At 74.3% G+C, this 12,519-nt stretch carries 16 protein-coding genes; 9 read left to right on the top strand and 7 right to left on the bottom strand.

The genetic code is table 11. The features are described from left to right. The gene (locus ACBR40_RS09660) at positions 1-813 is read right to left on the bottom strand and encodes a DinB family protein (protein WP_371248403.1); all 813 of its coding nucleotides are present in this window, start codon (positions 811-813) and stop codon (positions 1-3) included. A 90-nt stretch (positions 814-903) separates the two neighbouring features. Between ACBR40_RS09660 and ACBR40_RS09655 the strand changes: the two genes are divergently transcribed. Then, the gene (locus tag ACBR40_RS09655; RefSeq protein WP_371248402.1) at positions 904-2,079 is read left to right on the top strand and encodes an acyltransferase family protein; all 1,176 of its coding nucleotides are present in this window, start codon (positions 904-906) and stop codon (positions 2,077-2,079) included. On the opposite strand, the gene ACBR40_RS09650 is transcribed toward ACBR40_RS09655, so the two are convergent. Then, positions 2,012-2,599: a TetR/AcrR family transcriptional regulator gene (locus tag ACBR40_RS09650; protein ID WP_371248401.1), complete on the bottom strand. Its 588-nt coding sequence runs from the start codon at positions 2,597-2,599 to the stop codon at positions 2,012-2,014. The genes ACBR40_RS09655 and ACBR40_RS09650 overlap by 68 nt on opposite strands. A gap of 49 nt (positions 2,600-2,648) precedes the next feature. Here ACBR40_RS09650 and ACBR40_RS09645 point away from each other — a divergent pair, with 49 nt between their 5' ends. The 7 genes from ACBR40_RS09645 to ACBR40_RS09615 all read left to right on the top strand — a co-directional run bounded on the left by ACBR40_RS09645 (position 2,649) and on the right by ACBR40_RS09615 (position 9,088). Continuing rightward, entirely contained in the window at positions 2,649-3,875 is a 1,227-nt protein-coding gene (locus ACBR40_RS09645; protein ID WP_371248400.1) for a hypothetical protein, read from the top strand. Positions 3,876-4,040: 165 nt separating this feature from the next. Continuing rightward, positions 4,041-4,571: a MurR/RpiR family transcriptional regulator gene (locus ACBR40_RS09640; protein WP_371248399.1), complete on the top strand. Its 531-nt coding sequence runs from the start codon at positions 4,041-4,043 to the stop codon at positions 4,569-4,571. Positions 4,572-4,607: 36 nt separating this feature from the next. Further along, positions 4,608-5,747, top strand: coding sequence for an NAD(P)/FAD-dependent oxidoreductase (locus ACBR40_RS09635; RefSeq protein ID WP_371248398.1), 1,140 nt, complete (start codon positions 4,608-4,610; stop codon positions 5,745-5,747). Between the two features lie 110 nt (positions 5,748-5,857). Continuing rightward, on the top strand, positions 5,858-6,385 hold the full coding sequence (locus ACBR40_RS09630; RefSeq protein ID WP_371248397.1) for a hypothetical protein: 528 nt from the start codon (positions 5,858-5,860) through the stop codon (positions 6,383-6,385). Between the two features lie 32 nt (positions 6,386-6,417). Next, the gene (locus ACBR40_RS09625) at positions 6,418-7,323 is read left to right on the top strand and encodes a DUF4097 domain-containing protein (RefSeq protein WP_371248396.1); all 906 of its coding nucleotides are present in this window, start codon (positions 6,418-6,420) and stop codon (positions 7,321-7,323) included. 14 nt (positions 7,324-7,337) lie between these two features. Beyond that, on the top strand, positions 7,338-8,288 hold the full coding sequence (locus ACBR40_RS09620; RefSeq protein WP_371248395.1) for an ATP-binding cassette domain-containing protein: 951 nt from the start codon (positions 7,338-7,340) through the stop codon (positions 8,286-8,288). Beyond that, on the top strand, positions 8,285-9,088 hold the full coding sequence (locus ACBR40_RS09615) for an ABC transporter permease (protein ID WP_364460182.1): 804 nt from the start codon (positions 8,285-8,287) through the stop codon (positions 9,086-9,088). Before ACBR40_RS09620 ends, ACBR40_RS09615 begins: the two co-directional genes overlap by 4 nt. 30 nt (positions 9,089-9,118) lie before the next feature. On the opposite strand, the gene ACBR40_RS09610 is transcribed toward ACBR40_RS09615, so the two are convergent. Together ACBR40_RS09610 and ACBR40_RS09605 are read right to left on the bottom strand one after the other, a co-directional pair. Then, positions 9,119-9,424 (bottom strand): 4a-hydroxytetrahydrobiopterin dehydratase, encoded by a 306-nt coding sequence (locus tag ACBR40_RS09610; RefSeq protein ID WP_344206994.1) that lies wholly within the window; start codon positions 9,422-9,424, stop codon positions 9,119-9,121. 61 nt (positions 9,425-9,485) lie between these two features. Further along, positions 9,486-10,124 (bottom strand): hypothetical protein, encoded by a 639-nt coding sequence (locus ACBR40_RS09605; protein WP_371248394.1) that lies wholly within the window; start codon positions 10,122-10,124, stop codon positions 9,486-9,488. Positions 10,125-10,229: 105 nt separating this feature from the next. On the opposite strand from ACBR40_RS09605, the gene ACBR40_RS09600 reads away from it, so the two are divergent. Next, positions 10,230-10,664, top strand: a complete 435-nt coding sequence (locus ACBR40_RS09600) for a hypothetical protein (protein WP_371248393.1) — start codon at positions 10,230-10,232, stop codon at positions 10,662-10,664. Between the two features lie 51 nt (positions 10,665-10,715). Here the strand turns inward: ACBR40_RS09600 and ACBR40_RS09595 are convergent, their stop codons facing one another. The 3 genes from ACBR40_RS09595 to ACBR40_RS09585 are packed head-to-tail and all read right to left on the bottom strand — an operon-like array spanning position 10,716 to position 12,471. Then, positions 10,716-11,351, bottom strand: coding sequence for a DUF3618 domain-containing protein (locus tag ACBR40_RS09595; protein WP_344206998.1), 636 nt, complete (start codon positions 11,349-11,351; stop codon positions 10,716-10,718). Beyond that, positions 11,348-11,740 (bottom strand): phage holin family protein, encoded by a 393-nt coding sequence (locus tag ACBR40_RS09590; protein ID WP_344206999.1) that lies wholly within the window; start codon positions 11,738-11,740, stop codon positions 11,348-11,350. The genes ACBR40_RS09595 and ACBR40_RS09590 overlap by 4 nt, the downstream gene beginning before the upstream one ends. Beyond that, on the bottom strand, positions 11,737-12,471 hold the full coding sequence (locus tag ACBR40_RS09585; protein WP_344207000.1) for a hypothetical protein: 735 nt from the start codon (positions 12,469-12,471) through the stop codon (positions 11,737-11,739). The genes ACBR40_RS09590 and ACBR40_RS09585 overlap by 4 nt, the downstream gene beginning before the upstream one ends. Between the last annotated feature and the right edge of the window lie 48 nt (positions 12,472-12,519).

Here is a 12,519-nt window from a genome sequence, read left to right as displayed (position 1 = left end):
TCAGTCTTCCTTCTCCAGTGCGTTCTTCAGGGCGTTCAGATCGCGTTCGGCGTAGAGCCGGTGCTCCCACTCCTCGCGGAGGATGATGTGGAGGCATTCCTTGACGGGGAAACGTTCGAGTCGCGGCCAGCCGGGCTCGGTGCGGGTCACCTCGGCGGCCAGCCGCTCGTCGGTGAGCGCGTCCAGGACGCCGCGCACCATGGCCTGCCGCTCGCGGCGGACGGCGAGCACCTCGTCGAGCGAGGGGCGCAGGTCGCGCTCCCACGGGATGTCGTCCCACCGGGGCGCCTCGTCCCAGGGCAGGTCGAGCGGATGCCAGGGCGAGGGGTCGCCGAGGACCATCCGGCCCGCCCAGGCGGCGGAGGCGAAGTTCAGGTGCCGCAGGGTCTGGATGAACGACCACTCGTCATCGACGCCGCGGTGCAGCGCGGCCTCCGGGAATGTACGGGCCCGCGCGAGCGTGCCCTCCCACAGCCGCTCCAGGATCGCCCACGCCTCGCGGAAGCCGGCGGGGTCGTCGGGGCGCATCTTCGCCCGGTCCGGCATGCGCCGGTTGAGCTCGGCCTCGACCAGCGGGGCGATGTCGACGCCGTTCACGACGACGTTGCTCAGCTCGCCGGCGATCTCGACGTCGATCAGCTCGACGCCGCGCAGGCGGGTCCGCCGGAACAGCACGCCGCGGAGGTCGGCCCCGGTGAGATCGATCCTGTGCATCCGGGCGTCGACCAGGTCCACCCGGTAGAAGGTGGCGTCCTGGAGGTTCACGCGCTCGAAGCGCGCCGCGGAGAGGTCCCGCTCGCGAAACTCGTCCATGAGCCCCGACCCTAGGCCCCATTCCGGACGTTGTGCTTCCGGTTCCGCATCGAGGGCGGGCTGCCAGGATGTTCCGATACGTTGGAGTTCATGGTCGCCGCCCCCGCTTCCACCGCCGCCCGCACGGAGACGACCCGGCTCGACTGGCTGGACGCGCTGCGCGGCCTCGGCGCCCTGGCGGTGGTGGGGGAGCACCTGACGACGTGGGCCATCCCCTGGCTGCGGCCCACCGCGATCAATCTCGGCATCTACGGCGTGCTGGTGTTCTTCCTGGTCAGCGGCTACATCATCCCGCACTCGCTGGAGCGGCACGGCGACGTGCGGGTGTTCTGGATCGGCCGCGTCTTCCGGCTCTACCCGCTCTACCTGGCGGCGATCGTGCTGACGCTGGCGCTCTCGCCGTGGGTCGCGGTCCGCGCCGAGGTGCCGCGCGACGGCTCGGCGGTGGCCGCGCACGCGACGATGCTGCTCGACGCCGTCGGGTCGGCCGGGGTGCTCAACACCATGTGGACGCTCTCGTACGAGATGGTGTTCTACCTGCTCGCGGCGGCGCTGTTCGTGCTCGGCGTACGCGACGGGCGGGGCGTGCTGCCGGTGCTGCCGGCCGTGGCGGCGGCGGTGACCGGCCTGGCGTGGGCCGCGCCGCCGCTGTCGGGGGCGTGGCTGTCGTGGGTGTCGCTGGCCGTGTTCGCCGCCGGGCTGGCCTGCGTGCTGGCCGGGCGGGCGGTGCGCGGCGCGAGCGTGGCGCTGGGGGTCATGGCGCTGGCGCTGCTGCTTTTCAGCAGCCGGGTGCCGTGGTTCGGGGCGGCGATCGTGGCGGTGATGTTCGCCGGCACCGCCATCCACCGATGGGAACGCGGCCAGGGCCGGCTGTGGCCGGTCGGCGTCGCGGCGGCGCTGGTGGCCGCGACGCCCGTGTGGGCGCTCAGCGCCGGCTGGTGGTGGGTGCGTCCGCCGGTGTGGATCCTGACCGTCGTACTGGCCGCCGCGACCTTCGGCGCGGCCATGGCGCTGCGCGGCCGGCGGCTGCCCGCCGCGCTGACCGGGCTCGGCGTCGTCAGCTACTCGCTCTACCTGGTGCACCTGCCGCTGCTGCTGGTCCTCATGGCGGTGCTAGGGGAGATGCGGTGGGCCCCGGCGGGCGCGCAGCTCGGCGTCGGCGCGCTCGTGCTCGCCCTGCTGCTGCCGCTGAGCTGGCTCAGCCACCGCTTCCTGGAACTGCCCGGCCAGCGGCTGGGCCGGAGGCTGGCCCGCCGCCTTCGATGAGGGTGTCGATGGCGGCGAGCAGGCAGGCGAAGTCCTCGTCGCGTACGTGCCGGTCGTGGTGGTCGAAGCGGCCGGCGGCCTCGCCGGCGGCGTAGCCCAGGACGGCGGTGCTGATCAGCCGCTCGGCGCGGGCGGCCCGGTCGGGCGCGAGCCCGGCCTGCCGCAGCGCCGCCACGACGCCGTCGCGGATCTCGCGGGACCGCTCGGTCGCCGCCGGGCGCTGGAGCAGCAGCGGGAAGATCGCCGGATGGCGGGCCGCGGTATCGCGGATCGCGGCGGCCATCGCGCCCAGCCGCTCCCGCCAGGACGCCTGCTCCGGGGGCAGCGGGGGGAGCAGCGCCTCCACGAGCGCGTCGAGCAGGTCGTCCTTGCTCGCCACGTGCCGGTAGAGCGCCATGGTCGTGACGCCGAGACGGGCGGCGACGGCCGGCATGGTGAGCCCGGCGAGGCCGTGCTCGTCGGCGACCGCCATCGCGGCGGCCACGACGGCGGAGCGACTGATCTGCGCGGGACGTCCCATTCCATAAGTGTATGACGTACGCTTACGTCATACACAAACGGGAGGCGTCATGCGGATCCTGTTGTCGGACGGGTCGGGGCTGACCTCGCGGCAGTGCGCCACCGTGCTGTCGCGCGCCGGCCACCGGGTGGAGGCGCTGTCGCCCGACCCCCTGTGCGTGTGCGCCTTCACCCGGCACGTCCGGCGCGTGCACCGGGTGCCCGCCTTCGGCGACGACCCGTTCGCCTGGCTGGAGTCCGCCCTCACGATCTACGACGAGGGCGGCTTCGACGTGCTGCTGCCCACGCAGGAGCAGGTGAGCGTGCTGTCCGCGGCGGCCGGGCGCCTGCGCGCGCGGGGCGTGGCCACGGCGGCGCCGCCGTTCCCGGCGCTCGCCGCCGTGCAGGACAAGGTGACGGCGTACGCCACGCTGGAGGCGGCGGGGGTGCCGCAGCCGCCGTCGGCCGTGGTGTCCGGCCCGGCGCGGGCCGCCGCGTGGGAGGCGTACCCCGCCTATCTCAAGCGGCCGGTCGGCACGGCCTCCAGCGGCGTGATCCGCCTGGCCGGGCCCGCGAGCCTCGCGGACCTGACCTGGCCGGAAGGGGAGCGCCGGCTGATCCAGCAGGAGGCGCGCGGGCCGCTGGTGATGACGCAGGCGGTCTTCGCCGCAGGGGAGCTGGTCGCCTTCCACGCCTGCCGCCGCACCGGCGAGGGATCGCGCGGCGGCGCGAGCCGCAAGCTCGGCCTGCGCCTGCCCGAGGCGGAAGCGCAGATACGGCGGCTCGGCGGCGGCCTCCGCTGGCACGGCGCGCTGTCGGCCGACGTCATCCTGACCGCCGACGGCCCCGTGGTCATCGACGTGAACCCACGGCTGGTCGAGCCGGTCAACGCGCTGCTGTCCGGGGTCGACCTGGTGACGCCGCTGCTGGACCTCGCCCGCGGCCGGACCCCGTCCCCGCAGCCGGCGGGCAGGGCAGGGGTGGCCACCCATCAGCTGCTGCTCGCGGTGCTGGGCGCGGCCGAGCACACCGGGCGGCGGCGGGCCGTGCTCGGCGAGCTCGCCGCCGCGCTGCTGCGCCGCGGCGGCTACGCGGGCAGCGCGGAGGAGCTGACGCCCGGCCCCGACGCGCGGGCCGCGCTGCTGCTGGCCGCCGTGTCCGGGCTGGTGCTCGCCCGCCCGCGCGCCTGGCGGCGCTTCGCGACGGGCAGCGTCACCGCGTACGCGCTCAGCCCGGAGGGATGGGACCGCATCCGGGACGACCGCATTCCCCTCGGCGGGCGCCCACGCGACGAATGAGGACATGGATCCTCGCGCACGGCGCCGCCCGCCTGCTCGGCCTGACTCCCGGCCCGTCTTGGCGATCTCCGGCGTGCGGCGGGGTGCGAACTGGCAGAATTCCCCCAACGCTGGGTGATCCCGGCGTGTCTTACCGCAATGCTGCAATACGGAGAAGAAGGCACAGTGTCGATCGAGACGGGACCGGCCGAACCCGCCGCGCTGACGGACCCCGCCGACCCCCGCCGTCGTGGCGCCATCCGCGCGACCGCCCAGGCCATCGGGGCGGCCCGGCGTACCGTCGTCATCGGCTGCGGCGGCGGCTCCGGGCCGGCGCGCGTCCTCGGCCGCCGCGGGCTCACCCTGGGGCACGACGTCCGGCTCGCCCTCGGCTCGACGACCGCCCAGGCCGTCCAGGTGTCCCAGCTGCAGGCGGGCGACTGCCTGGTCGTGCTCCACCTCTGGCGCCCGGTCCGCGGGCTGCGCGGCCTGACCCGGCTGGGCAGGGAGCGCGGCGCCACCGTCTGCGTCCTGACCGACCTGCGCTCCTCGCCGCTCGCCGAGGAGGCCCACCACCTGATCGTCACGCCCGTCGAGGGCTTCCGCGACGGCCCCTCCCGCGCCGCGATGGTCGCGGACGTCCACGCCGTCCTGGCCGAGCTCACCGCCCCTGGAGCCGCCGGGGATGGGCAACCGCACCGGTACGTGCCATCCTGACGAGAGAGCCCGGCACGTACGGGAGGAGGGGCCGGCGTGCGAGTCGTCGTCATCGGCGCGGGGGTCGTGGGATCGGCGGTCGCTGCGGGGCTGACCCGGCGCGGCGCGCGGGTCACCGTCCTGGAGGCGCGCACCCCGGGATCGGGCACCTCCGCCACCTCCATGGCCTGGGTCAACGCCAACAACAAGCGGCTTGAGGAGTACTTCCGACTCAACCACGCCGGGGTCCTGGCGCACCACGAGCTGCCGGGCCCGTGGCTCTTCCCCACCGGCCACCTCGAACGCGCGACGACCGACGAGCACAAGGAGCTGCTGGAGGCGCGGGTGGCGCGACTGGCGTCCCTCGGCTACCCGGTGGAACGGGTGACCGCGGCACGGGCCGGCGAGCTGGAGCCCGACCTGGTCCGGCCCCCCGGCGCCGAGTACGCGTTCTTCCCCGGCGAGGCGCACGTCCACCCGATGCGGCTGATCGGGCGGCTCCTGGGCGAGGCCCGCGACGGCGGGGCGGCGGTCGAGTACGGCGCCGAGGTCACGGCGATCGAGGCGTCGGCGTCCGGGGTGAAGGTGACCGTGACCGGCGGCCGCTCGTTCGACGGCGACGCCGTGGTGACCTGCGCCGGGCGCTGGACGCAGGGAGTGGCGGCGCTGGCCGGCGCGTACGTGCCCATGCTGGACCCGGCCACTTCAGGCCGCCTCACCAACGGCTTCCTGGTCACCACGGCCCCGGTGCCGGCCCGCCTGTCCCGGATGGTCACCACCTCCGGGCTCAACATGCGCCCCGACGGAGCCGGGCGGCTCCTGCTCCAGGCCCTGGGGCTGGACGACCGGGCCGATCCGGCCGCGCCGGTGCCGGCCGACGTCCGGGACACGATGCTGGCCAGGCTGCCGGCCGCGCTGCACGCCACCGAGGGGGTCACGGCCGAGCGGGCGGTCGTGGGGCAGCGCGCTCTTCCTGGCGACGGGCTGACGGTGGCGGGCTTCGCCGACCCGGCGGGGCGCGTGTACACCGTGGCCACCCACAGTGGCGTCACCCTCGCCCCGCTGCTCGGGCGGGAGGTCGCCGGCGAGCTGTACGGCGCGGAGTCGGCGCTGCTCGCCCCCTTCCGCCCCGGCCGCTTCACGGACGGCACCGCCGGTCCGCCGCCCGTTCCGGCCCGCCGCGCGGGCGAGCAGTAACCCTGATCCATCGGCAGGAAAGCAGCTGAAGCATGCCTTCAGACGAGTGACGTCACCTTGTGCCGCCAGGACGGGTTGTGGTGACGCCATCGTGGTGTCATAGTGACGTCATGGATCTGGCTCCGTATGTCGACCGACTTCGCCGCGAGCTGGCCGGCGCCGCAGGGGCGGGCGGTGAGGAGACGCGCGCGCTGGCCGAACGCCTCTCCGCCGCGCTCGAACCGGCCGCCAGGCTCGCGCTGCTCGAAGCGTTGTCCGCCGCCGCGGACGAGATCACCCGCGACCTCGCGCCCGGCGCGGTCGAGGTGCGCCTGCGCGGGCGCGACCCCGATTTCGTCGTGACGCCACCGCCCGGCAGCGGCGGCGGACCGTACGAGGAGGACGGCGTTCCCCCCCGCCCGCCCGTGACGCCGGCGCCGCCCGACGCCGACGAAGGCGGCACCTCCCGGATCTCGCTCCGGGTACCCGAGCACCTCAAGCCGCGCATCGAGGAGGCCGCCGGTCGCGAAGGGCTGTCGGTCAACGCCTGGCTGGTCCGGGCCGTGGCCGGCGCGCTCGACGCCGGCGCGCCTGGTCGCCGGCCGGGCCGCCCGCCGCAGCCGCAGACCGGCAGGCGCTTCAGCGGCTGGGTGCGCTGATGTCCACCCCGACCCACCACGCAGGAGCCGTGATGCCGACGTTCGACACGCCCGAGCCCATCCACGTCCTCGTCGACGTGCCGACCGCGGACGTCCGGATCAGCGCGAGCGAGCGCGCGGACACGGTCGTCGAGGTCCGTCCGGCCGACGAGACCGACGACACCGACGTCCAGGCCGCGCGGGACGTTCAGATCGACCACGCGGGCGACCGGCTCCTCGTCCGCGCCGACCCGGCCGCGCCCAGCTCGGCGCCCGGCTGGGGGCTGTCGCTCGGCAGGCTCATCGAGTCGCCGGCGGACTGGGCACGTTCGCTGCTGCACGGCCAGGGCGCGGTGCAGGTGGCGATCCACCTGCCCGCGGGCTCCCGCGTGGACGCCAAGGCGGCGGCGGGCCTGCACTGCCGCGGGCCGCTCGGCCAGGTGACCTTCGCCACCTCCTACGGCGACATCCGCGTCGAGCGGGCCGGCCGCCTGCGGCTCCAGTCCACCCACGGCGACATCTCGGTCGACCACGCCACCGGGCACGCCGAGGTCACCACGACCAACGGCTACATCCGCCTCGGCCGGATCGACGGCACGGCGGTCGTCAAGAGCGCCCACGGCGACGTACGCATCGGCGAGGTGACCGGCGAGCTGCGCCTCAACACCGCCTACGGCGAGGTGACCGTGGACCGCGCGCTGGCCGGCGTCACCGCCAGGACCGCGCACGGCGGCGTGAACATCGGCGAGGTGGTCTCCGGCGCGGTCGTCATGGAGACCACCGGCGGCGGGCTCGACCTCGGCATCCGCGAGGGCAGCGCCGCCTGGCTCGACGTCAGCTCCAAGTACGGCCTCGTGGACGTCCGCCTGGACGCCGCGGACGGCCCCGGCTCGGCCGGCGACGTCGTCGAGGTGCGCGCCCACACCGCCTACGGCGACATCGTCATCCAGCGTTCCTGAGGAGGAGAGCTTCCATGACCGACGCGATCACGGCCACGGGCCTGGTCAAGAGATACGGCGACGTGACCGCCCTCGACGGCCTGGACCTGGCCGTGCCCGAGGGGACGGTGTTCGGGCTGCTCGGGCCCAACGGCGCGGGCAAGACCACGACCGTGCGGGTCCTGACGACCTTATTAAGACCGGACGCCGGGCGCGCCACGGTGGCCGGGCTGGACGTCGTACGCGACGCCGCCCGGCTGCGCGCCCGCATCGGCGCCTCCGGCCAGTACGCCGCCGTGGACGACCACCTCACCGGCGCCGAGAACCTGGAGATGGTCGGCCGCCTCTACCACCTGGGCGCGCGGCGCAGCAGGGAGCGCGCCCGCGAGCTGCTGGAGCGCTTCGACCTGACCGACGCCGCCGACCGCCCGGTGCGGGGCTGGTCGGGCGGCATGCGGCGGCGGCTCGACCTGGCCGGGGCGCTGGTGGCCGGCCCGCCCGTGCTGTTCCTCGACGAGCCCACGACCGGCCTCGACCCCCGGGCCCGCGCGGGACTGTGGGACGTCATCGCCGAGCTCGTCGCGGAGGGCGCGACGGTGCTGCTCACCACCCAGTACATGGAGGAGGCCGACCGGCTCGCCGACCGGATCGCGGTCGTCGACCGGGGCCGGGTGATCGCCCGCGGCACCGCCGACGAGCTGAAGGACCAGATCGGCGGCGACCGCGTCGAGCTGTCGGTGACCGGCACGGCCGACCTGGAGGCGGCCGCGCGGGCGCTGGCGCCGCTGGCCGTCGAGGACATCCAGGTCGACGCCGCCGCCCTCCGGATGACCGTCCCGGTCACCGGCGGCGCGGCGGCGCTGACCGAGGCGCTCGCCCGGCTGGCCGCCGAACGGATCGCCGTCCGCGACGCGGGCCTGCGCCGCCCGACCCTGGACGACGTGTTCCTGACCCTCACCGGCAAGATCGAGGAGACCGTACGATGAACGCCCTCCGGCTCGCCGCCGCCGACGGCCTCACGATCGCCAGGCGGGACGCGCTGAAGATCCGGCGCGCCCCCGACCTGCTGGGCGGCGTGATCACGCTGCCCATCGTGTTCGTGCTGCTGTTCGCCTACGTCTTCGGCAGCATGATCAGCCTGCCCGGCATGTCCTACGGCGAATACCTGCTCCCCGGCATCTTCGTCATGACGATCGTCATGAGCTCCCAGATCACCGGCTACACGCTGACCCAGGACCTGCAGAAGGGCATCTTCGACCGGTTCCGCACGCTGCCGATGTCGCCCTCGGCGGTGCTGGTCGGCCAGACCGTCAGCGACGTGATCATGAACCTGGCCAGCGTCATCACGATGGCGCTGGTCGGGCTGCTGGTCGGCTGGCGGATCCACAGCTCGCCGGGGGAGGCCGCGCTCGGCTTCCTCATGCTGCTGCTGTTCTCGTACGCCTTCTCGTGGGTGACCGCGACGGTCGCGCTGGCGCTGCGCACGCCCGAGACGTTCAACAACGTGGCCACCATCGTCTCGTTCCCGATCGTCTTCCTGTCCAACGCCTTCGTCGACAGCGCCCGCCTGCCGGGGCCGCTCAAGCCGATCGCCGAGTGGAACCCGGTCTCCACGCTGATCCAGGGCGCGCGCGAGCTGTTCGGCAACACCAGCGCGGCCATGCCCGTGCCCGACGTCTGGCCGCTGCGGCACGCGGTGGCGGCCTCGCTGCTCTGGTCGGTGGTGCTGCTGGCGGTGTTCGTGCCGCTCGCCACGCGGCTCTACCAGCGGGCGATCAGCCGCTGACTCGCCCGCCGGGCGGCGCGGCCCCCTCGCTCAGCCGCGGTCGGGGGCCGCGCCGTCGAGGACGTGGTCGATGCGGGCGGCCAACTCGACGTCCCGGGCCGTCACCCCGCCCGCGCTGTGGGTGGACAGCCGGAACCGGATGCCGTCGGAGGTGTGCTCGATCTCCGGATGGTGGTCGAGCACGGCGGCCTCGTTCATCACCGCCTCGGTCAGCCAGCCGTGGCTGTCCGGCGTCACCGGCACGTCCTTGAGCAGGGCGTCGCCTTCGCGGCGCCAGCCCTCCAGCGCCGCGAGCGCGGTGTCGATGTCCTCGTCGGTCAAGAGCCCCTTGGCCATGTCGCCTCCCGTGTCGAGATCCGCTTCTCGCCTACCACGGGCCGGGGCGTTCACACCTCGATCAGTCGGCGAGGTAGCTGATCGAGCTCACCTCGTAGCCGCTTGCCCGGGTGCCGCGCACGTGCATCAGCATCGCGCCGCCCTCGTACGAGTAGGCGCACGCGGACCCCTTGGGCTCGGCCGTGCACCCCTGGAAGTGGTAGGCGACGCCGCGCGGGTCGTACTTGACCTTGAACAGCGTCTTCACCGCGCCCGTGGAGGCGATCTCAAGGGCGCTGTAGCGGTCGCCGCGCCGCCAGGCGGCGAAGAGCCGCGTCGCCGCCGTGGACGGCTTGGTGACGTGCCGCGACTGGTAGACCTTCGTGACCTTGGAGCCGGTCACCACCATCGCGATGCCGTCCAGCCCGCCGGGCACGCGCACGCTCGTGTGCGTGAACCGGCACACCGCGCCGGAGCAGCCGGCGAAGCGGTCGGGCGCGCGGTAGGGGTAGCCGAAGATCGTGGCGACCGCGGCCGGGGTGGCCACCTTCGCGGCGGCCGCGCGGTCGGCGGCCAGCCAGGCGCGGAACAGCTTGTTCGCCACTCCGGCGGGCGCGGCGGCGGTGGTGGCAGGGGCGGCGGAGGCGGGGCCGGCGGTGGTGAGCGTCGTCGTCGCGGCCACCGCGAGCGCGGCGCCGCCGAGAACCAGTCGTCTGTACACGGCCCGACCTTACGGCCGGCGTCTTGCGTCCCGATTGCCCGCGGCTTGCAGCCGCTTGGATGATCTAATCGACGTATGGGATTACCTCGCTCGATAAGCGTCGTGATGCTTCTGGGAGGCAGTCTGATCGGCTGCGCCCCCGGCCACGAGGCCATGTACGGCGGCGGCCAGGTGTGCATTGACCGGGCGAACCGGGAGAACGCCCTCTATCTGAAGGCGGTCAGCGCTGTTCTGCCGTCGGGCAGGCGCGTGAGCGTCGACGAGTGGAACGGATGCGACTCCGCCGACAACGGCGCCTCACTGTCCGTCCTGGTGGACCCGGAACTCCGACGCGATCAGTTGTGGCAGGCGTTCGTCAAGGCGGGGTGGTCGCCGGCCTCGCAGACCTGCAGCACTCCACGCTGCAGATTCCAACTCGTCCACCAGGTGGACCAACGGCTCGTCGGGATCGCGTTCGAAGAGACCGGACGAGAGGGCCTGCGGGTCGTCGCGGCCGCGGCCGACTCCTGCTGGGACGACCGCGGCTATCGGTGCGAATAGGCACAGAGACGGCCCCGTGACCACGGGGCCGTCTCTGTTCGATCAGCCGCCTCAGCGGTGGTCGGTGACCTGGCGGGCCTGCTCGCGCGCGTGCTGCGCGGTGTCGCCGGCGGCCTCGGCGGCGGTCTCCCGCACCTGCTGCGCGGCCTGGCCGGCCACCTCCTTGGCCTCCTGGCCGAGCTGCCGCACGCTCTCCATCCCGGCCTCCCTGACCGGCTCCAGCACGTCGCCGACCTGCTCGCGGAGCTGGCCGACGGCCTGCTCCTCGGCCTGCGTACGCGGGATGAGCGCGGCGGCCAGCAGCCCCGCGCCGAACGCGATCAGCCCGGCGGCCAGCGGGTTGCCCTGCGTGCCGCGCATCGCCTGCTCCGGCGCGGCCCGTACCGCCTCGGCGGCCTGATGGGCGCCGTGCCGTACGGTGTCGGCCGCCTGCTGCGAGCCCTCCCTGACCGTCTGCGCGGCCTGGTGCGCGCCGTGGGCCACGCTGCCCGCACCCTGGTGCGCGCTCTCGCGTACCCGGTCGGCGGCGTGGGCCGGCGTGCCCATGACCCGCTCGCGGAACGTGCGCGCGGCCCGCCGTACGCCCTCGGTCCGCCGCCGCGCGATGCGGGACGGGCTCGTCCGGTCGGCCAGCCGGTCGACGTCGGCGGCCAGCTCGGCGCGCGTGGCCGCGATCTCGCTTCTCATTTCCTCAGGTCGCGTGCCCACTGCACGTCCTCCTTGAGCGTCTCGATGGTCTGCTCGGGCTTGGGTTCGACCTCACGCATCCTGTTGCGTCCGGTCGTGTACATCACGCCGCCGGCGATCGCCCAGATCACCGCGACGATGAACGCCGCCCAGCCCAGGTCCATGACGTTCCCCAGGCCGAACATGACGGCCAGGGTCAGCAGCAGCGCCGTCATGGAGGCGGCGAACCCGGCGCCGCCGAGCAGCCCGGCGGCCTTGCCCGCCTTGGTGGCCTCCTCGCGGATCTCCGCCTTGGCCAGCGCCACCTCCTGGCGGAACAGTTTGGAGATGTCCTCGCCGATCTCGCCGACCAACTGGCCGATCGTCGGTTCCTCCGGTTGCACGGTCATGGCAGGTCACTCCCGGTGCCGTAGGTGGGGGGAGTGGAGCGCGGCGGCACCTGCCGCGGCTCTTCCGGGCCGGGCACCGCCGGTCCCGGCTCCTCGTACGCGGGCGGGACCACGGGCATGGTCTCCTCGCGGGCGGAGAACGCGTCGCCGACCGGCGCGGGCGGGGCGACGGGCGCGGGCGGGGCGACCGGGGCGGGGCCGCTCGGCACGGTGTCGGCGGAGGACAGCGGGGACCGCTGCCCGGGACCGGACGTCGTCTCCGGGCTCTCGTTCGCGGCCTTCATGATCCGGCCCACCAGGAAGCCCGCGGCCAGCGCCCCCGCGAGGAACGCGCCGGGGCGGCGGCGGGCGAAGCTCTGCACGTCGTTGACCATCCCGGTCAGGCCGTTGCGGTCCAGGTAGTCGGCGGCGCGGTGGCCCTGGCCGGCGATCTGGCGTACGACGCCGGTGACCGGGGAGTCGGGCTTGGCGTGCTCCTGCAGGGACGACAGGTCCTCGGACCACTGCCGCAGGCTCTGGGCGGCGCGCTGGCTCTGGTGATCGGACTGCTCGCGCACCCGGTTGCGCAGCTCGTTCACGGCGCGGCGGGCCTGGTGCCTGGCCTCGTCCGCGACCTGCGCCGTGCGTTCCACGGCGGTGCCTGCCACCTCGCGGGCGGCGTCCTTGCCCTGTTGGAGCGTTCCTTCCTGCGGAGAGGCCGGTCGCCCGGTCCCCGTCGGATACTCGCTCATGGGATGCCTCCTCGTGCGACTGATGTCGCTTGCGGCTACCCGGAGTGT

Origin of the sequence: Nonomuraea sp. AD125B (genome assembly GCF_041402765.1) — a bacterium.
In the GTDB taxonomy this organism is placed as follows: domain Bacteria; phylum Actinomycetota; class Actinomycetes; order Streptosporangiales; family Streptosporangiaceae; genus Nonomuraea; species Nonomuraea bangladeshensis.
The sequence above is the reverse complement of the archived record's forward strand: the minus strand, read 5'-3'. Positions and strand labels throughout refer to the sequence as shown.

Bases quoted from the DNA above. Each gene is read 5' to 3' on its own strand.
- ACBR40_RS09660 (WP_371248403.1), bottom strand. From the start codon at position 813: ATGGACGAGTTTCGCGAGCGGGACCTCTCCGCGGCGCGCTTCGAGCGC.
- ACBR40_RS09655 (WP_371248402.1), top strand. From the start codon at position 904: ATGGTCGCCGCCCCCGCTTCCACCGCCGCCCGCACGGAGACGACCCGG.
- ACBR40_RS09650 (WP_371248401.1), bottom strand. From the start codon at position 2,599: ATGGGACGTCCCGCGCAGATCAGTCGCTCCGCCGTCGTGGCCGCCGCG.
- ACBR40_RS09645 (WP_371248400.1), top strand. From the start codon at position 2,649: ATGCGGATCCTGTTGTCGGACGGGTCGGGGCTGACCTCGCGGCAGTGC.
- ACBR40_RS09630 (WP_371248397.1), top strand. From the start codon at position 5,858: ATGGATCTGGCTCCGTATGTCGACCGACTTCGCCGCGAGCTGGCCGGC.
- ACBR40_RS09625 (WP_371248396.1), top strand. From the start codon at position 6,418: ATGCCGACGTTCGACACGCCCGAGCCCATCCACGTCCTCGTCGACGTG.
- ACBR40_RS09620 (WP_371248395.1), top strand. From the start codon at position 7,338: ATGACCGACGCGATCACGGCCACGGGCCTGGTCAAGAGATACGGCGAC.
- ACBR40_RS09615 (WP_364460182.1), top strand. From the start codon at position 8,285: ATGAACGCCCTCCGGCTCGCCGCCGCCGACGGCCTCACGATCGCCAGG.
- ACBR40_RS09610 (WP_344206994.1), bottom strand. From the start codon at position 9,424: ATGGCCAAGGGGCTCTTGACCGACGAGGACATCGACACCGCGCTCGCG.
- ACBR40_RS09600 (WP_371248393.1), top strand. From the start codon at position 10,230: ATGCTTCTGGGAGGCAGTCTGATCGGCTGCGCCCCCGGCCACGAGGCC.
- ACBR40_RS09595 (WP_344206998.1), bottom strand. From the start codon at position 11,351: ATGAGAAGCGAGATCGCGGCCACGCGCGCCGAGCTGGCCGCCGACGTC.
- ACBR40_RS09590 (WP_344206999.1), bottom strand. From the start codon at position 11,740: ATGACCGTGCAACCGGAGGAACCGACGATCGGCCAGTTGGTCGGCGAG.
- ACBR40_RS09585 (WP_344207000.1), bottom strand. From the start codon at position 12,471: ATGAGCGAGTATCCGACGGGGACCGGGCGACCGGCCTCTCCGCAGGAA.